A 17,979-nucleotide genomic window follows, 5' to 3' on the forward strand; every position below is an offset into this window, starting at 1 on the left:
ACGCGCAGCCCACCCCTGCGCGAGCAATTGCGACAAGTCACGGAAGCAGCAGACCCACCCCCGCGCTGGCTGGGCGCACATGCACGCGGAGCGCATCCCCGCGCGAGCAAATGCGACAAGTCAAAGACCCAGACCCGGTGACTGGGCGCACATGCACGCGCAGCCCACCCCTGCGCGAGCAATTGCGACAAGTCACGGAAGCAGCAGACCCACCCCCGCGCTGGCTGGGCGCGAATGCACGCCCAATACGCGCCTGCGCACGCGCGTGCGGCCAGTCACGCCTGCAGCAGATACACCGCGGGGCGCGGGCCGTCGTCAATGCTCGAGCGCGCGGAGCACGAGGCGGACAAGGGTCTCCGGCTTGGAGAACAGCATGTCGTTCGTCACTCGCACGATGCGCCAGCCCGCCGCCGCGAGACGCTCGTACCTCTCGATGTCGCGGAACCACTGTCGGCTGTCACTGCGGTGCTGATCGCCTTCGTACTCCACCCCGACCAGTGCCTGGGGGTAGGCGAGGTCGACGCAGGCGACGAACCCGTCGCGGTCGTAGACATCGTGGTTCAGCTCGGGCTCGGGCACGCCGCCGTCCAGGAGAATTAGTCGGGTCCACGTCTCGCGCCGCGAAGCCGGTCCCGGCCGGACCATCGGAAGCGCCTCACGCAGCGCGACGATGCCCCGTCGCTTGGGAGCGCGCAGCACAGCCGCCTCGAGCTCCTCGATACTTGCGAGCGGCTCACGCAACACCCGTCCGCGGGGGCCCGGCACACGCGGGGTGGTGACCAGGTAATCCGCGGCAGCGACAAGATCGAAAGGATGCCGCACCGTGCCGCCGAGCAGCGCCCACGTCGTCGCGGCACTGGTCAGCGGCATCCCGACGTCGTTTCTGGAGAGGCGCACTCCCGCCGGCCGTAACTGGTGGCCACGCACGCCGCGCCCCCTCGGTGCGCGCACGGGCGGCAGGACGGAGACGTGGATGTCCTCATCCGGCAACGGCGGAAGAGGGATGCCGTACAGGAGTGCGGCGGTCGTATGGGAGAAGAACTGTCCCGGCGCGAGGAGGACCGCGTACTCCTCCGTCCGACGCAGGACGTCGAGCTCTCGTCGTCGAGCGGGATGCATGTCGTCCGGGTGCTCTCTGGCGAGGGACCGGACTCCATGGAAAGGTCTGATGAACGCCGGCGCGTCGACCTGTCGGCGGGTGAGGCCGAGTAGACGTGCCTGGGCCGTGGTGAACACACCCACCCCATCGATATCCATGTCGCGAAGTCTGCCCACCGGCATCCGTTCATCCGGGGTTGTCCACAGCCCTGCAGAGCTTTCCCCAGGTGTCCGTGTACGAATGCGGCAACTCAGGGCAGAGAAGACCCACCACAGGCGCAGCCGGGGCAGTGAACCCCCTAGCGCTGACTTGGCGCAGATGTACACGCAGACGCCCCCACACGTACATCTGCGACAAGTCACGGCGGAGAACACCCACCCCTACCGCTGACTGGGCGCAGATGTACACGCAGACGTCCCCCACACGTACATCTGCGACAAGTCACGGCGGAGAACACCCACCCCTACCGCTGACTGGGCGCAGATGTACACGCAGACGCCCCCACACGTACATCTGCGGCAAGTCACGGCGGAGAAGCCCCACGCGTGAGCGCGGCCGCGGGCGGGCAGGGAGCCCGAGGGTCAGGCGTCGGAGAGGGCGGCCAGGCGGGCCTCCTCGTCGGCGGTGATCGCCGACTGGATGATCGGCGCGAGTGCGCCGTCCATCACCTGGTCGAGGTTGTACGCCTTGTAGCCGGTGCGGTGATCGGCGATGCGGTTCTCGGGGAAGTTGTAGGTGCGGATCCGCTCCGACCGGTCCATGCCGCGGATCTGCGATCGGCGGGCGTCGGCGGCGACCGCGTCCCGCTCCTCCTGCTGCTTGGCGAGCAGACGGGCGCGCAGCACGCGCATGCCCGCCTCGCGGTTCTGCAGCTGCGACTTCTCGTTCTGCATCGACACGACGATGCCCGTGGGCACGTGGGTGATGCGGACGGCGGAGTCCGTCGTGTTGACCGATTGCCCGCCCGGCCCGGACGACCGGAAGACGTCGATCTTCAGGTCGTTCGGGTCGATGGCGATCTCCTCGGGCTCGTCCACCTCGGGGAACACGAGAACACCGGTGGTCGAGGTGTGGATGCGCCCCTGCGACTCGGTCGCCGGGACCCGCTGCACGCGGTGCACCCCGCCCTCGTACTTCAGGTGCGCCCAGACGCCCTGCGCGGGGTCGCTGGACGAGCCCTTGATCGCGACCTGGACGTCCTTGTAGCCGCCGAGGTCGGACTCGTTGCGCTCGAGGAGCTCGGCCTTCCACCCCATGGATGCCGCGAACTGCAGGTACATACGGAGGAGATCGGCCGCGAACAGCGCGCTCTCCGCTCCGCCCTCGCCCGCCTTGATCTCCATGATCACGTCGCGGGCGTCGTCGGGGTCGCGCGGGATCAGCAGCCGCCGCAGACGCTCCTGCGTCTCGGCGACCCGCTCCTCCAGGGCCGGCACCTCGTCGGCGAACGCCGCGTCCTCACGCGCGAGCTCGCGAGCGGCATCCAGGTCGTCGGATGCCGCCCGCCACGCGTCGTGCGCGTGCACGACTCGGTTCAGCTCGGCGTAACGGCGGTTGACGCGCTTCGCGCGCGCCGCGTCGGCATGGACCGCCGGGTCGTTGAGCTCGAGCTCGACCTGCCGGTGCTCCTCGAGCAGTCCGCGGACGGACTCGAGGATGCCGGACTGCTCGGCGGGCTCAGGCGACACGGGTCAGCGGATGCCGTTGTCGTCGCCGCCGCGCGCGGGCGCCGGGATCGACTTCTGCATCTGCACGAGGAACTCCACGTTCGACTGAGTCTCCTTGAGCTTGCCGAGCACGACCTCGAGGGCCTGCTGGGGCTCGAGACCGGCCAGCGCGCGGCGGAGCTTCCAGGTGATCTTGACCTCGTCGTTGGACAGCAGCATCTCCTCGCGGCGGGTGCTGGACGCGTTGACGTCGACGGCCGGGAAGATGCGCTTGTCCGCGAGCTGGCGGTTCAGACGCAGCTCGCTGTTGCCGGTGCCCTTGAACTCCTCGAAGATGACGTCGTCCATCTTGGAGCCGGTCTCCACCAGCGCGGTCGCGAGGATCGTCAGCGAGCCGCCGTTCTCGATGTTGCGCGCGGCGCCGAAGAAGCGCTTCGGCGGGTAGAGCGCCGAGGCGTCCACGCCACCGGTCAGCACGCGGCCCGAGGTCGGCGCCGACAGGTTGTACGCACGGCCGAGACGGGTGATCGAGTCCAGGAGCACGACGACGTCGCGGCCCAGCTCGACGAGGCGCTTCGCGCGCTCGATCGCCAGCTCGGCGACCGTGGTGTGGTCCTCGGCCGGACGGTCGAACGTCGAGGCGATGACCTCGCCGCGCACCGTGCGCTGCATGTCGGTGACCTCTTCGGGGCGCTCGTCGACGAGCACGACCATGAGGTGGACCTCGGGGTTGTTGTGCGCGATGGCGTTCGCGATCTGCTGCAGCACGATCGTCTTGCCCGCCTTCGGCGGCGCGACGATGAGTCCGCGCTGGCCCTTGCCGACTGGGGCGACCAGGTCGATGATCCGCTGCGTCAGCTTCTCGGGCGCGGTCTCCAGGCGCAGGCGCTCCTGCGGGTACAGCGGCGTCAGCTTGCCGAACTCGACGCGCGCGGCGGCGTCGTCGACCGAGAGGCCGTTGATCGAGTCGACCTTGACCAGCGCGTTGTACTTCTGGCGGGTGGACTGCTCGTTCTCGCGCGGCTGCTTGATCGAGCCGACGACCGCGTCGCCCTTGCGCAGGTTGTACTTCTTCACCTGGCCGAGCGAGACGTAGACGTCGCTGGGACCGGGCAGGTAGCCGGTGGTGCGCACGAACGCGTAGTTGTCGAGCACGTCGAGGATGCCGGCGATCGGCACGAGCACGTCGTCCTCGCCGATCTCGGTCTCGAACTCGTCGCCCGTGGTGTTCTGCCCGCGGCGCTTGTTGCGCTGGCGGTTGCGACCGTTGGCCTGCTGCTGCTGCGCCTGCTGCGCGCCCTGCTGCGGCGCCTCGGGCTCGTCGGCCTTCTCGGCCGGCGCGGGCTTCTCGACCGGCTCCGGCTTGTCGGCGGCGTCGGCCTTGTTCCGGTTGCGGTTGCGCGACCGGCTGCGGCTGCGGCTGCGGGACGGGGTCTCGTCGGCGCTCTCGCCGTTCTCGGGCGCCGCGGCCGGGGCGTCCTCGCTCGCGGGGGTCGCGTCGCCCTCGGCGGTCGTGGCGGTCTCGGCCTCGGCGGGAACGGTGGATGCCGCTGCGTCGGGCGTCACGTCGGCGGCGGTGTCCGCGGCGGCCGGCGTCTCGACCTCGACGGCGGGCGCCTCGACGGCGGCCGGCGCCTCGTCGGCGGCGGGGGTCGCAGCCTCGGGGGCGGCACCCTCGGCGGGGATCTCGGTGGCCGCAGCGGTCTCGACCGGCGCCTCGGCGGTGGGAGCCTCCGCAGCGGGCGCCTCGTCGGCGGGCGCGCTCTTGGCCCGGCGGGGCGCACGCTTGCGCGGTGCACGGGCCGGCTTCTTCTCCTCCCCGGGGGCGGTCTCCTCCGCAGCGGGCTCCGCCGCGGCGGGCTCCTCCGCAGCGGGCGCCTCGGGGGCGGGCGACGTCACGGGCTCGACGGGCTCGGCGACGGGCGCCTCGGGGGCGGCCTCCACGGCCGTCTCCTCCGCGGCCGGCGCGTCCGCCGCAGCGGGCTCCTCGGCAGCGGGCTCCGCCGCGGCGGGCTCCGCGTCCTCGGTCCCGGAGGCCGCGGCATCCGGGTCCTCGTCGGCGGGCACCTCGTCGAACAGCGTCGGCTCGGCGGGAGTCTCGTCGGCAGACGTCTCGGTCTGCTCGGCAGCCGCGGCGGGCTGCTCCTCGGGGGTGGTGTCGGCGCCCTCGGGCGCGTCGACGGGCTGGGTCTCGGAGATGGACTCCACGACTGCTCCTCAGAAATGAAACGTGATCAGATCGCGGGTCGTCGGTGCAGACGGCAGACGAAGACACTCACCAGCGGCTCGGAAGACTGCAGCCGACGCCGGGTTCGCGATTTGTTGCGGATTTCGCGGGGTGCAGAGGCTCAGATTCGCGTCTTTACGCGGAACCCTCTGCGGTCCTCACTGTACCACCCTTGACGTCGACGGCCAGCATGAGCGCCTCCCACGGGGTGTCGACGAGGGATGCCGTAAGATCCGCTGCGGCCAGGCGCTGGCCCGGTCCGTCGGCGAGCACCAGCACGCTCGGCCCCGCACCGGAGACGACCGCCGCGTAGCCCTCGGCCCGCAGCGCCCGAACCAGCCGGTCCGTCTCGGGCATCGCCTGCGCGCGGTAGTTCTGATGCAGCTTGTCCTCGGTCGCCGCCATGAGCAGCTCGGGGCTCTGCGTCATCGCCGCGATCAGCAGCGCCGAGCGCGAGACGTTGAACACCGCATCCTCGCGCGGCACCTGCAGCGGCTGCAGGCTCCGGGCGACGGCCGTGGACATCGTGAAGCTCGGCACGAGCACGAGCGGGGAGACGCCGCGGTGCACGATCAGCTGCTTGTGCTGGGGGCCGGCGGCATCCATCCACGCGATGGTCAGGCCGCCGAAGAGGCCCGGCGCCACGTTGTCGGGATGCCCCTCCATCTCGGTCGCCAGGCGCAGCAGGTCGGTGTCGGTCAGCTCCACCTCGTCCGCGAGCAGGCCTTTCGCGGCGAGGATGCCCGCGACGACGGCGGCGCCGGACGACCCCATCCCCCGGCCGTGCGGGATGACGTTGGTCGCCGAGAGCCGCAGGCCCGGCATCTCACGGCCCACCGCCGCGTACGTGTGGGCGATGGCCCGCACGACGAGGTGGGAGGCGTCGCGCGGGACGTCCGCCGTGCCCTCGCCGGCGACCTCGATCTCGAGGCGGCCCGCCTCGAGTGCCTCGACCTCGAGCTCGTCGTACACGCTGAGCGCGAGACCGAGGGTGTCGAAGCCGGGCCCGAGGTTCGCGCTCGTGGCCGGGACGCGGACGGCGACCCGGCGCCCGAGGGCTGCGGTCACGCGGTCACCGGCTGCAGGTCGAGCACGGAGGCGACCTCCGACGTCGTGGCGTCCACGACCGTGGGCTGCACGTCGGTGCCGTCGCTCTGGCGCAGGGCCCACTGGGGGTCCTTCAGGCCGTGACCGGTGACGGTGAGGACGACCTTGGCGCCGGCGGGGATGACCCCGGCCTCGGCACGGTCCAGCAGACCGGCGACGCTGATCGCGGAGGCGGGCTCGACGAAGACGCCGACCTCGCCCGCGAGGATCTTCTGCGCCGCGAGGATGCGCTCGTCGTCGATCGCCCCGAACCAGCCGTCGGTGGCATCCCGGGCCTCCAGCGCCAGGTCCCACGAGGCCGGGTTGCCGATGCGGATGGCGCTGGCGATGGTCTCGGGGTTCTTCACGACCTCGCCGCGCACGAGCGGGGCCGAGCCGGCGGCCTGGAACCCGAACATGCGGGGAACCGTGCGGGCGGCGCCGCGGGCGGCCTCCTCGCGGTAGCCGCGGGAGTAGGCGGTGTAGTTGCCGGCGTTGCCGACCGGGATGAAGTGGAAGTCGGGGGCATCGCCCAGGACCTCCACGACCTCGTAGGCAGCGGTCTTCTGACCCTCGATGCGGTCGGGGTTGACCGAGTTGACGAGGTGCACCGGGTAGTGGTCGGCGAGCTCGCGCGCGATCTCGAGGCAGTCGTCGAAGTTGCCGCGGATCTGGATGAGACGGCCGTTGTGGGCGACGGCCTGGCTCAGCTTGCCCATCGCGATCTTGCCCTCGGGCACGAGCACGGCGGCGGTGATGCCGGCGTGGGCGGCGTAGGCCGCGGCCGACGCGGAGGTGTTGCCGGTCGAGGCGCAGATGACGGCCTTCGCGCCGTGCTCGACCGCGCGGGACAGCGCGACGGTCATGCCGCGGTCCTTGAAGGAGCCGGTCGGGTTCATCCCCTCGAACTTCACCCAGACGTCCGCGCCGGTGCGGCGCGACAGCGACGGCGCCGGAATGAGCGGCGTGCCGCCCTCGCCCAGCGTGACGACGGTGGAGGCGTCGGTGACGCCCAGACGGTCGGCGTATTCGCGGAGGACTCCGCGCCAGACGTGTGCCATGTCAGTTCCCTTCCACGCGCAGTACGGAGACCACGCGCTCGACGACGCCGCTTGCGGCGAGACGCTCGACGGTCTCGCTCAGGTCCTGCTCGCGGGCTGTGTGCGTTCCGATGACGAGGCGCGCCGATGCGCCCGTCGCGTCCGCGGTCGGCTCGATGACGGTCTGCTCGACCGTCGCGATCGAGACGCGGCCGTCGCTGAGGATGCCGGCGACCGTGGCGAGCACGCCCGGCTTGTCGTCGACCTCGAGCGTGATCTGGTAGCGCGTGATGACGCGGCCGATCGGCACGGTGGGCAGGTTGGCGCGGGTGGACTCCCCCACGCCGACACCACCGGCGATGTGGCGACGGGCGGCCGAGACGACGTCGCCGAGGACCGCCGAGGCGGTCTGGACGCCACCGGCGCCGGCGCCGTAGAACATGAGGTCGCCCGCGGCCTCGGCCTGGACGAAGACGGCGTTGTTCGCGCCGTGGACGCTGGCGAGCGGGTGGGCGCGGTCGACGAGCGCGGGGTAGACGCGCACCGAGATGGACTCGCCCTCCTCGCCGTCGGCGGCGGAGAGGCGCTCGCACACGGCGAGCAGCTTGATGACGTAGCCGGCGTGCCGCGCGGACTCGATCATCGCGGCATCCACCGAGATGATCCCCTCGCGGTGGACCGCCTCGAGCGGCACGGTCGTGTGGAACGCCAGGCTCGCGAGGATGGCGGCCTTCTGGGCGGCGTCGTAGCCCTCGACGTCGGCGGTGGGGTCGGCCTCGGCGTACCCCAGGTGCTGCGCCTGCGCGAGCACATCGGCGAAGTCCGCGCCCTCGGTGTCCATGCGGTCGAGGATGTAGTTCGTCGTGCCGTTGACGATGCCCATGATGCGCACGACCCGGTCGCCGGCGAGCGAGTCGCGCAGCGGACGGATGATGGGGATGGCACCGGCCGCCGCGGCCTCGTAGTACACCTGCGCGCCGACCTGGTCGGCGGCGTCGAAGATCTCGGTGCCGTGCGTGGCCAGCAGGGCCTTGTTGGCGGTGACGACGTCGGCGCCGGAGTTGATCGCCTGCAGCACCTGCGTGCGGGCCGGCTCGATGCCGCCCATCAGCTCGATGACGATGTCCGAGCCGACGATGAGCGTCTCGGCGTCGGTGGTGAACAGCTCGCGCGGCAGGTCGACGTCGCGCTTGCCGTCGAGGTTGCGGACGGCGATCCCGGACAGCTCGAGCGTGGCTCCGGCGCGGTCGGCGAGCTCGTCGCCGTGCTTGAGGAGCAGGTCGGCGACCTGCGAGCCCACGGCGCCGGCGCCCAGCAGGGCGACCCGGAGCGTGCGGTAGTCGGTCATTCGGTGTCTCCGTACGTCGAAGCGGCGAGGCCGCGGAAGGCAGGCGACGCGGTGGCGTCGCGGGAGTCGGATGCCGCGACCCCGACGTCCCGCGCGAGCAGGTCGTCTACGGTCTCGCCGCGGACGATCACGCGGGCGCGGCCGTCGCGCACGGCGACCACCGGCGGGCGGGGGGTGTAGTTGTAGTTGCTCGCGAGCGAGAAGCAGTAGGCGCCGGTGGCGGGGACGCCGAGCAGGTCGCCGGGCGTGACGTCGCCGGGCAGGTACTCGGCGTCGACGACGATGTCGCCGGACTCGCAGTGATGGCCGACGACGCGGGACAGCGCGGGCGTCGCGTCGCTCGTGCGCGAGACGATGCGGGCCGAGTAGTGCGCGCCGTAGAGCGCCGTGCGGGCGTTGTCGCTCATTCCCCCGTCGACGCTCACGTAGGCGCGGTCGAGGTCGTCGCCGACCGGCACCGTCTTGACCGTGCCGACCTCGTAGAGGGTCACCCCGGCCTGGCCGACGATCACGCGCCCGGGCTCGCAGGCGATGTCGGGCATCGGGATGCCGCGGACGGCGCACTCGTCGGCGACGGCGTCGACGATGCCGTCGGCGATCTCCTCGATGGGCCGCGGCGCGTCGACGGAGGTGTACGAGATGCCGAAGCCGCCGCCCACGTTCAGCAGCGGGATGACTCCCCCGGCGAGCAGCTCCGCGTGCAGGTCGACCAGGCGTGCGGCGGACTCGCGGAAGCCGGCGACGTCGAAGATCTGCGAGCCGATGTGGGCGTGCAGTCCGACGAAGCGCAGGCTCGGCAGCTCCCGGATGCGCGCGACGGCCGCGGCCGCACCGGCGAGCGGGAACCCGAACTTCTGGTCCTCGTGGGCGGTGGCGAGGAACTCGTGCGTCTCGGCGTGCACGCCGGTGCGGACGCGGACGAGCACCGACTGGACGGCGCCGCGACGGTCGGCGATGGCGGCGAGACGCTCGATCTCGATGGCGCTGTCGACGATGATCGTGCCGATGCCGACCTCGACGGCCCGCTCGAGCTCGTCGACCCGCTTGTTGTTGCCGTGGAACCCGAGGCGGGCCGGGTCGGCCCCGGCGGCGAGCGCCACCTCGAGCTCTCCCCGGGTGCACACGTCGACGGCCAGGCCCTCGTCGGCGACCCAGCGGACGACCTCGGTCGAGAGGAAGGCCTTGCCGGCGTAGTACACGCGCGCCGACACGCCGTGGCGGGCGGCCGCGGACGAGAAGGCCTCCCGGGCGCGTCGCGCGTGCGCGCGCACCTCGTCCTCGTCGAGCACGTAGAGCGGGGTGCCGAAGCGGTCGCGCAGGTCGAGAACGGAGACCCCGCCGATCTCGACGGAGCCGTCGTCGACGCGATGCGCGGACGCGGGCCACACGGGGGCGACGAGCTCGTTGGCCTCGGCCGGGGCGAGGAGCCACGCGGGCACGGGCGCGGAGTGCGAGGCGGACACGGAGGGACCAATCGGTTTTGCGGCGACGCGACGGCCGCGGATCACGGCACCCACCCCCGCGGGGCGTCACGCGGCGGGCAGTCCTTGCAGTCTAGGGCACGACGTATGCCGTCCCCGTCCCGCGTCTGCCCGCCGCGGACCGGCGCGTCAGACCTCGAAGCGCCCGTTGCGGACCACCAGGGTCTGCGGGGTGGAGGAGAGCGTGCCGGAGCGCTCGCTGTTCTGCCACACCCGGACCCGGCTCGGCTCCTGCGCCTCCACGACGAGCCGGTACCCGTCGCCGACGGCCGTCCCGTCGAGGGCGGTGACGACCTTGTCGTGCGTGTCGTCGCCGTTCACGGTCACCGTCCGCAGCTCGGTGCCGTCGGCATCCTGGACCGTGATCTTGTAGTACGGCTTGCCCGTGAAGTACTCGTGCAGCACCTCGCCGGTGGAGGTGGCGACGAGGCGCGAGCCGTCGCGGCTGATGCCGAGCCACCCGCCGACGACATCGCTCAGGCCGTGGAACTGCAGCGCGGACGTGGCGGTCACCGGGACCCGGTCGTGCCAGAGCACCTCCTGCGTGCCGTCGGGCGCCTCGAGCACGGCCAGGAGTCGTCCCGCCGTCGGGCTCACCTCGGGGGCCGACGACTGCTGGGCCACCACCGTGCTCGACGACCCGCCCAGCGTCGACGCGCCGCTCACCACGCCCGAGGCCCCGTCGCGTTCGCCGAGGTTCAGCGAGCCCGTCTTGCTCGACAGCGATCCGACGGGGAGGTCGTAGCCCACCTCTCGCTCCCGGTGCGCGTCGCGCGAGTCGATGGCGGTCCAGATCTTGTTCTGCAGCGCCGGGTAGGAGGCGAGGGACTTCTTGACGGATGCCGAGAGGGGCACACCCCATTCGGCAAAGAACGGGCTGAGGTCGCGGTCGGCGACCTGCGAGGCGACCTGAGCGAAGAGGTCGCGCTTCTCCTGGTCCGATGACGGCCTGACCTGGCCGCGGATCCTCCGCACGCGATACGCCTGGCTCACCGCCGGGTAGAACCCCTCCCCGAAGGACTGTCGCAGCTGATCGAACAGGAACAGGCCGTAGAACGCGCTCTCCTCGGTGAGCTTGGCGTGGTCGCGGTCGCCGACGGGCTGCTCGAAGTAGCGTCGGATCCGGTCCTTCGAGTCCTGGTCCTCGTCGAGGCGGTGCTTCCCGGTCAGACGCTGCTGCAGGGCGAGTGACGAGATGTTGACCGTGACCTCCGTCAGCCCGCTCCATGTGTAGTCCCGCGTCTGGAAGGTGTGCCCGACCTCGTGCCACGTGCCCCACCCGTCGGGAGTGACGAGCAGGTCCTTCGTCGCCCCGGTGTCGACATGGAAGCTCAGCCACTGCTCGGTGGCGAACGCCCAGCCGACGCCCGTGTCGGGACCGGAGAAGTACACCCGTCCGGGACGCTTGCGGGCGATGCCCACGGCGGCGCGGGACAGTCCGTAGACGTCGCTCGTGTAGGCCACGATCCGGTCGAGCCGCATCACGACGTCCGCGGGGTCCCACGCGGTGGACGTGGCCGCCATGTCGTCGATGACCCGCCGCTGCACGTCGACGAGTGCGCGGTCGCCGACCAGCTCCACCACCGGCGCCGTCGACCATCTCGTGAGCTGACCGGCGAACTCCTCCGTCTTCGTCCGGTCCTTCACCCAGGCCGGGTGCGGTCTTCCCCCGGAGATCGTCATGCAGCCGGGCGTCTCGGTCGACGAGTTCGTCACGAAGACGATCCCGTCCTGCGGGGCGGTGATGCTCTGCCGGCCCTTCTTCAGCGGGACGATTGAGAGGTCCTGTTCGGTGGAGCCGTTGAAGTCGCGCCAGGGCCCGCGCGTTCCGATGGCGAGCGACAGCGTGTCGGGGCGTCGGAGTCGACGACGACCTCCAGGGTCTCGCCGGAGCGGACGTGACCCCCGGTGGGCTGGGGGTCGCTGTGCGAGAAGGCCCGGTTCTCGAGGCCGCTCGTCTCGCTCTGGCTGCCGTGGGGCAGCGCGATCACCCGGGTCGAGGCACCCGTGTCGTCGTGCACCACGACGGCGGGCTCGCGGATCTCGAAGGCCGTGACCGCGCCGCCGGACGCCGAGCTGACGTTCAGGGTGCCGGAGGCGGCGGCCGCGCCGCTCCGGACGCGCATCGTGGTGCGGTACCGTCCCTCGCTGTCGGTCACCCCCGACGGCTGGCCGATCTCCCCCTGGTTGCGGTCCCCCAGCGACAGGGTCAGCGGTTCGCCGCGGCGAGGGCGGCCGGCGTCATCCGAGCTCATGACCCACACGGTCGCGACCTCGTCCGGGTAGAGCCAGGACCGCGACATCGTCACGGTCCACCCCCGGGCGAGGGTGGCGGCCGCGGCCGGGGCGCTCGCCACGGTGGTCACCGCGGGGACGGCCCAGGCGGCGGCCCTGAGAACGGTTCGACGGGTCGGGAGAAGGGTCATGTTTCGGCCTCCGTTTCGCATGTGCGCTCGACGGGGTCGCCGAGCACGAAGTGGTGACCATAGGTCGGTCGTCTCGCGCATCCGGCACCCACGGGACTGCGGGCGGCGGGGTGAAGACCGCGGGAGGCGCCCGGACGGTGTACGTCGCCGTCACCCGACCATGACCGCGGACGGGCCGCGGGGATCGCGGCGCCGGGGTATCAGCCGCAGGTGCCGTTCTGCTGCAGCGCCGGGTCGACGATGATGCCGCCGTCGATCGCGAGGCCGGCGACGACGTCGCTGCCCTGGACGGTCACCGAAGTGAGCGTGAGCCCGGCGGGGAGCTGGTCGGCGATGCACAGGCTGCGGGTGGCGACGAGTCCGTCGGTCAGGCCGCCGAGCTGCCCGCGCAGGGTGTCCGCGTCGATGTCGTTGCCGGCGAGCTGGAACGAGATCGGGGTCAACGTGAGGTCCCCCTCCGCCGCCCCGGGGGTGAGCTCCACGCCGACGGGGATCGCGAGCCCGAGCACCGACACCTCAGTGGCGAACTGCAGGTTCGGCGCGGCGATGCTCACGGCGTCCGCCGGCAGCCCGTCGATCCCCGCGAGGAGCGCGCGCAGCTGCGCCTCGTCGAGACGGACGGACGCCTCTCCACCCGCGGCCGCGGCGTCGCCGCTGATCGGCACGCCCTCGAGCCGGACCCGCACGTCGCCCGTCAGCGGGCCGAGGGCCACGTCGTCCGAGGAGACGGCGACGTCGTCCAGCCGACCGGCGATGACCTGCGGCAGCACGATCCCCGGCACGTCGACGTCCACCTGCTGGTCGTCGGGCAGGCCGATCTGCTGCACCACGAGCGTCCGCACCGTCCCGGTCACGATTGAGCGGGCGATGAACTCGGCGGCCACCGCCAGACCGGCCAGCAGCACGACGACGACCACCACGACGGCGATCCACCGTCCCGTGCGGCGGGGGCGGGCGGCATCCGTCATCTCTTACATCCGTTCCGGAGCGCTGACGCCGAGCAGCGTCAGACCGTTGCGCAGCACCTGTCCGGTCGCGTCGTTCAGCCACAGGCGGGTGCGGTGCACGGACTCGACGGGGGCGTCGCCGAGCGGGATGACGCGGCAGTTGTCGTACCAGCGGTGGTACAGGCCGGCCAGCTCCTCGAGGTAGCGCGCGACGCGGTGCGGCTCGCGCACCTCCGCCGCGTACGACACGATGCGGGGGAACTCCTGCAGGGCGCCGAGCAGCGCCGACTCGGTCTCGTGGGCGAGGAGCTCGGGCGCGAACTCCGACCGGTCGACTCCGGATGCCGCGGCGTTCCGCGCGACGTTGTGGGTGCGGGCGTGGGCGTACTGCACATAGAAGACGGGGTTGTCGTTCGTCCGCTTCTGGAGCACGTCCAGGTCGATGTCGAGGTTGGAGTCCGCCGAGCTGCGCGTGAGCGCGTAGCGCGCGGCATCCACGCCGACGATCTCGACGAGGTCCTCCAGGGTCACGACGGTCCCGGCGCGCTTGGACATGCGCATCGGCTGGCCGTCTCGGACGAGGTTGACCATCTGCCCGATGAGCACCTGCAGGTTGACGTACGGCTCGTCGCCGAAGGCGGCGCACATCGCCATGAGGCGCTGGACGTAGCCGTGGTGGTCGGCGCCGAGCATGATGATGCAGCGGTTGAAGCCGCGCTCGCGCTTGTCGAGGTAGTAGGCCAGGTCGCCCGAGATGTAGGCCGGCTGCCCGTCGGACTTGATGACGACGCGGTCCTTGTCGTCACCGAAGTCGGTGGAGCGGAGCCAGGTCGCGCCGTCGGCCTCGAAGATGTGGCCGAGCTCCCGCAGCCGCGCGACCGCGCGGTCGACCGCGCCGGAGTCGTGCAGGTCGTTCTCGTGGAAGTACACGTCGAAGTCGACGCCGAACTCGTGCAGCGACTGCTTGATCTCGCCGAACATGACGTTCACGCCCAGCTCGCGGAAGGCCTCCTGCTTCGCGGCCGGATCGAGGGCGTCGATGTCGCCGTCGTAGGCCTCGGCGACGCGACGCGCGATGTCGCCGATGTAGGCGCCGCCGTAGCCGTCCTCCGGCGTCGGGTCGCCCTGGTGCGCGGCGACGAGGCTGCGCGCGAAGCGGTCGATCTGCGCGCCGTGGTCGTTGAAGTAGTACTCCCGCGTGACCTGCGCGCCCTGCGAAGAGAGGATGCGGGCCAGCGCGTCGCCCGCGGCCGCCCAGCGGGTGCCGCCGAGGTGGATGGGGCCGGTGGGGTTGGCGCTGACGAACTCGAGGTTGATGATCTCGTCCGCGCGGGAGTCGTTCGTCCCGAAGGCCGCGCCCTGGTCGACGATCGTCTTGGCGAGGGCGCCGGCGGCGGCCGCGTCGAGACGGATGTTGATGAAGCCCGGGCCGGCCACCTCGACGGAGGCGATGCCGTCCACGTCCTGCAGCCGTTCGGCGACCTCGGCGGCGAACTCGCGCGGGTTCGCCCCGACGACCTTCGACAGCTTGAGCGCCGCATTGGAGGCCCAGTCGCCGTGGTCGCGGTTCTTCGGCCGCTCGAGCGGCAGGTCCGCCGCGGTCAGCCCCTCGGACGAGCCCTCTCGTCGGGCCTCGGCGAGCGGGGCGATGACGGCGAGCAGGGCGGCGGAGAGGGCTGCGGGATCCATAACCCTCCGATTCTAGGGCGCGCGCTCCGTCGGGCGGAGCCGCTGGGGCTCCGGTGGCGCGCGCGTCTGCAGGACCGGTGGGGCGCACGTGCACGCGTGCGACGGATGATACGGCCGCGGGGCCGGCCGTCCTGCAGACGCGCGGTCTGACCCTGCAGACGCGCGGCCCCGGCCGCTCGGCCGTCCTGCAGACGCGCGGTCCGGCCCTGCAGACGCGCGGCCCCACCGGCCTCGAACGGGCTCAGGCGATGCGTACCAGCGACACGTGGTCGTCCGGCTCCCCCGCCGGGTTGTCGGACACGGCATCCACGGTCATCCGCTCCAGGCCGACGTAGCCGCCGTGATAGCTGAGGAAGGCGCAGTCCGCGGCGTCACGGCCCGTCGCAATGCGGACCAGCTGCCGACGGTCGGACAGGCGGGTGGCATCCACCACGTACCAGTCCCCCGCGACGTACGCCTCCGCAACGGCGTGGAAGTCCATCGGCACCAGCCCCGGCGCGAAGCACGCGGCGTAGCGGGCGGGCACGTCCATCGCGCGCAACAGTGCGATGACGAGGTGCGCGTAGTCGCGGCACACGCCCTGGCCGCTCGACAGCGTCTCCACGGCGGAGTCGGTCCCCAGGCTCATCCCGGGCGAGTAGGTGACGGTGGATGCCACGAACTCCGAGATCGCGCCGAGGAGCTCGACGCCCGCGAGTCCGCCGAACTGCCGCCGCGCCTGTCCGAAGACGGCGTCGGACTGGGCGTACCGGCTCGGGCGCAGGTAGGAGATGAGGTCCAGGTCGGTCGACGCGGGAGGCGTGGCGTTCCCGTCGGCGACGGCCTCGTACCGGATCGTGAGCGGCCCGGCGGTGCCGGTGAGGCGGTGGAGGCGACTGCCGGCGGCATCCACGATCTCGTGCGGGACCACCTCGCGATCGCCCTGGACGATCCGCAGCTCCTCGTGGGCGAGGGGCACGCCGCGGGCGGCGGTGATCTGCAGGATGAGGTCGACGGACGCCCCCAGATCGAGGTCGAGTTCGGCGGTCACTCGGCGCGGCACCGGGCAATCCTCGCACGCTCGCGACCCCCCGCGGCGCGCAGGCCGCAAGGCCGTCGGGAACCGGCCGTGTCAGCCGCGTCCCGGCCCGCCGGGAGTGGCGCCGCCGGGGGTCGTCGACGCGGCGCCCTCGACACCGCCGGGGGTCGTCGCGCCCTTCTTCTGCCCGCCGGGGCTGCTGGAGCTGCCGTTGCCGTTGCCGTTGTTGTTGCCGGGTCCCGTGTTCCCGTCCTCGGACGTGTCGTCCTTTGACTTGTCCTCCTTCGGCTCCTTCTCCTCCTCTTCCTCGGGGGTGGAGTCGTCGCCGCCGTCATCCGTCTCGGTGGCCGGCGTCTGCGGCGCCGGCTCCTGCGTCTGAACCGGCTCCTGCGTCTGCTCCTCGGTCGGCGTCGACTCCGGCGTCGGGGACGGGGCGGGCACGAGGGAGGTGAGGTCGGCTCGCACGGCCGCGATGGCCGCGAGGATCCGCTCGGCCTCGTCCGCGGGGATCTCCCCCGCGTCACGACGGGCGACCACCTCGGCCTCCAGAGCGTCCAGCGAGGCGAGCGCCCCGGCGTAGTCGCCCGCGGCGGCCTGGTCGGCGACGGTCTCGACGCTGCCCTGCCACGCGGTGGGCTCCGCCGCGGGGGGTGTGCAGCCCGCGAAACCGAGCGTCGCCGCCACGACGACGGACGCGAGCATCAACCGACGGCGCATCACTCCCCCACCTCTCGCCACAGATCGTCCACGTGCTGGTCCAGCGGTTGCGGCAGGCCCGGCAGATCGGGCTCCGGCGCGGCCGGGTCTCCGCCCATCGAGGCCGCAACGGCGACCCCTCCCCCCGCGAGGAGGAGGGCGACGAGGGATGCCACGAGGATCGGCGTGCGACGGGAACGACGGCCGGCAGTCGGTGCGGGCGGCCGCGGCGGGGCGTCGAACACCCGCGTGGGGGCCGTCGTGGTCGGCAGCCGCGTGGTCGCGGCGGCGGTCGCCCCCGCGGCGGCGGGCACCGAGACGTTGCCGAGCGTGCGGAGCGCGACGATGACGCTCGCGGCATCCGGCCTCTCCGCCGGGTCGACCGCGGTCATGGCCTCGAGGATCTCCCGCCACGGCGCAGGCACCCCCTCGGGGATCGGCGGCGGCGTCACCAGACGCGCGGCGAGCGACTCGTTCGCCGTGCTGCCCGCGAAGGGGCGCCGACCGGTGAGGGCCTCGATGAGCACGAGGCCGAGGGCGTAGATGTCGGTGGCCGGTGCCGGCGGCATCCCGCGGACCTGCTCCGGGCTGAGGTATGCGGCGGTGCCGATGACGGTGTTCGTACCCGTCATGCGGGTGGCGCCCACCAGAGAGGCGATGCCGAAGTCGGCGAGGGTCGCCCGCGGGGTGGTCCCCGTGTGCGCGGCGGGACGCAGCAGGATGTTCGACGGCTTCACGTCGCGGTGGACGATGCCCCGCGAGTGGATGACCGCGAACGCCTCCGCGATCTCGCGTCCGACGCGCGCCGTCTCGGATCCGGTGCGCGGGCCCTTCGCGATGAGGTCGGTCAGGGTGGGACCGGCGATGAGCTCCATCGCCAGGTACGCCGGCTCGGCGTCGAGACGCGCGTCGTACAGCGTGACCAGCGACGGATGCGAGAGCGAGGCGAGCAGCCGGATCTCCGAGCGGACGCGCGCGACGTCGGACGGGTCGGCGCTCTCCCCCGAGATGACCTTGAGGGCCAGCGTCCGACCGAGCGACGTGTCGACCGCCTCGTACACGCTCGCGTAGCCGCCGCGACCGAGGAGCCGGCCCAGGCGGTACCGCCCGTCGAACAGGTCGTCGACGCCCGGCCGGAAGGCCTGGGTCGCCTGCGAGTCGTCCTGACGGTCGGTCTGCGGGGTCAGGTCCGGCGCAGTGCGCTCGCCCGACGAGGTCGCCGGTTCGGTCATAGCGTGCTCCTCAGGGGCCGAGC

Annotated in this window: 14 protein-coding genes; all 14 read right to left on the bottom strand. The window is 72.2% G+C overall.

Features of this window, described 5'->3' with window-relative positions:
* Window positions 1-315: 315 nt before the first annotated feature.
* Entirely contained in the window at window positions 316-1,257 is a 942-nt protein-coding gene (locus tag ACO03V_RS10860) for an endonuclease domain-containing protein (protein WP_423137592.1), read from the bottom strand.
* 423 nt (window positions 1,258-1,680) lie between these two features.
* Entirely contained in the window at window positions 1,681-2,757 is a 1,077-nt protein-coding gene (prfA, locus tag ACO03V_RS10865; protein ID WP_423137742.1) for a peptide chain release factor 1, read from the bottom strand.
* A gap of 33 nt (window positions 2,758-2,790) precedes the next feature.
* Window positions 2,791-4,974 carry a transcription termination factor Rho gene (gene rho, locus ACO03V_RS10870; protein WP_423137593.1) on the bottom strand — a complete coding sequence of 728 codons (2,184 nt, stop codon included), beginning with the start codon at window positions 4,972-4,974 and terminating at the stop codon, window positions 2,791-2,793.
* Between the two features lie 154 nt (window positions 4,975-5,128).
* Window positions 5,129-6,061, bottom strand: coding sequence for a homoserine kinase (thrB, locus tag ACO03V_RS10875; RefSeq protein WP_423137594.1), 933 nt, complete (start codon window positions 6,059-6,061; stop codon window positions 5,129-5,131).
* On the bottom strand, window positions 6,058-7,140 hold the full coding sequence (thrC, locus tag ACO03V_RS10880) for a threonine synthase (protein ID WP_423137595.1): 1,083 nt from the start codon (window positions 7,138-7,140) through the stop codon (window positions 6,058-6,060). The genes thrB and thrC overlap by 4 nt, the downstream gene beginning before the upstream one ends.
* Window position 7,141: 1 nt before the next feature.
* A complete protein-coding gene (locus ACO03V_RS10885) occupies window positions 7,142-8,467 on the bottom strand; it encodes a homoserine dehydrogenase (protein ID WP_423137596.1) in 1,326 nt (441 codons plus the stop codon).
* Window positions 8,464-9,930: a diaminopimelate decarboxylase gene (lysA, locus tag ACO03V_RS10890; protein WP_423137597.1), complete on the bottom strand. Its 1,467-nt coding sequence runs from the start codon at window positions 9,928-9,930 to the stop codon at window positions 8,464-8,466. The genes ACO03V_RS10885 and lysA overlap by 4 nt, the downstream gene beginning before the upstream one ends.
* 147 nt (window positions 9,931-10,077) lie before the next feature.
* On the bottom strand, window positions 10,078-11,664 hold the full coding sequence (locus ACO03V_RS10895) for a M60 family metallopeptidase (RefSeq protein ID WP_423137598.1): 1,587 nt from the start codon (window positions 11,662-11,664) through the stop codon (window positions 10,078-10,080).
* Between the two features lie 47 nt (window positions 11,665-11,711).
* Window positions 11,712-12,374: a hypothetical protein gene (locus ACO03V_RS10900; RefSeq protein ID WP_423137599.1), complete on the bottom strand. Its 663-nt coding sequence runs from the start codon at window positions 12,372-12,374 to the stop codon at window positions 11,712-11,714.
* Between the two features lie 200 nt (window positions 12,375-12,574).
* Window positions 12,575-13,342 carry a DUF2993 domain-containing protein gene (locus tag ACO03V_RS10905; RefSeq protein WP_423137600.1) on the bottom strand — a complete coding sequence of 256 codons (768 nt, stop codon included), beginning with the start codon at window positions 13,340-13,342 and terminating at the stop codon, window positions 12,575-12,577.
* A gap of 3 nt (window positions 13,343-13,345) precedes the next feature.
* Window positions 13,346-15,010, bottom strand: coding sequence for an arginine--tRNA ligase (argS, locus tag ACO03V_RS10910; protein WP_423137601.1), 1,665 nt, complete (start codon window positions 15,008-15,010; stop codon window positions 13,346-13,348).
* Window positions 15,011-15,251: 241 nt separating this feature from the next.
* Window positions 15,252-16,052, bottom strand: a complete 801-nt coding sequence (locus ACO03V_RS10915) for a transglutaminase-like domain-containing protein (protein WP_423137602.1) — start codon at window positions 16,050-16,052, stop codon at window positions 15,252-15,254.
* A gap of 69 nt (window positions 16,053-16,121) precedes the next feature.
* On the bottom strand, window positions 16,122-16,745 hold the full coding sequence (locus tag ACO03V_RS10920) for a hypothetical protein (RefSeq protein ID WP_423137603.1): 624 nt from the start codon (window positions 16,743-16,745) through the stop codon (window positions 16,122-16,124).
* Window positions 16,745-17,956 carry a serine/threonine-protein kinase gene (locus ACO03V_RS10925; protein ID WP_423137604.1) on the bottom strand — a complete coding sequence of 404 codons (1,212 nt, stop codon included), beginning with the start codon at window positions 17,954-17,956 and terminating at the stop codon, window positions 16,745-16,747. Before ACO03V_RS10925 ends, ACO03V_RS10920 begins: the two co-directional genes overlap by 1 nt.
* Window positions 17,957-17,979: the final 23 nt, after the last annotated feature.

This window comes from Microbacterium sp. HMH0099 (assembly GCF_049384025.1).
Classification (GTDB): Bacteria; Actinomycetota; Actinomycetes; order Actinomycetales; family Microbacteriaceae; genus Microbacterium.

Excerpts from the sequence above, each read along its gene's own strand:
- ACO03V_RS10860 (WP_423137592.1), bottom strand. The coding sequence starts at position 1,257 with ATGGATATCGATGGGGTGGGTGTGTTCACCACGGCCCAGGCACGTCTA.
- thrC (WP_423137595.1), bottom strand. The coding sequence starts at position 7,140 with ATGGCACACGTCTGGCGCGGAGTCCTCCGCGAATACGCCGACCGTCTG.
- ACO03V_RS10885 (WP_423137596.1), bottom strand. The coding sequence starts at position 8,467 with ATGACCGACTACCGCACGCTCCGGGTCGCCCTGCTGGGCGCCGGCGCC.
- ACO03V_RS10900 (WP_423137599.1), bottom strand. The coding sequence starts at position 12,374 with ATGACCCTTCTCCCGACCCGTCGAACCGTTCTCAGGGCCGCCGCCTGG.
- ACO03V_RS10905 (WP_423137600.1), bottom strand. The coding sequence starts at position 13,342 with ATGACGGATGCCGCCCGCCCCCGCCGCACGGGACGGTGGATCGCCGTC.
- argS (WP_423137601.1), bottom strand. The coding sequence starts at position 15,010 with ATGGATCCCGCAGCCCTCTCCGCCGCCCTGCTCGCCGTCATCGCCCCG.
- ACO03V_RS10920 (WP_423137603.1), bottom strand. The coding sequence starts at position 16,745 with ATGCGCCGTCGGTTGATGCTCGCGTCCGTCGTCGTGGCGGCGACGCTC.
- ACO03V_RS10925 (WP_423137604.1), bottom strand. The coding sequence starts at position 17,956 with ATGACCGAACCGGCGACCTCGTCGGGCGAGCGCACTGCGCCGGACCTG.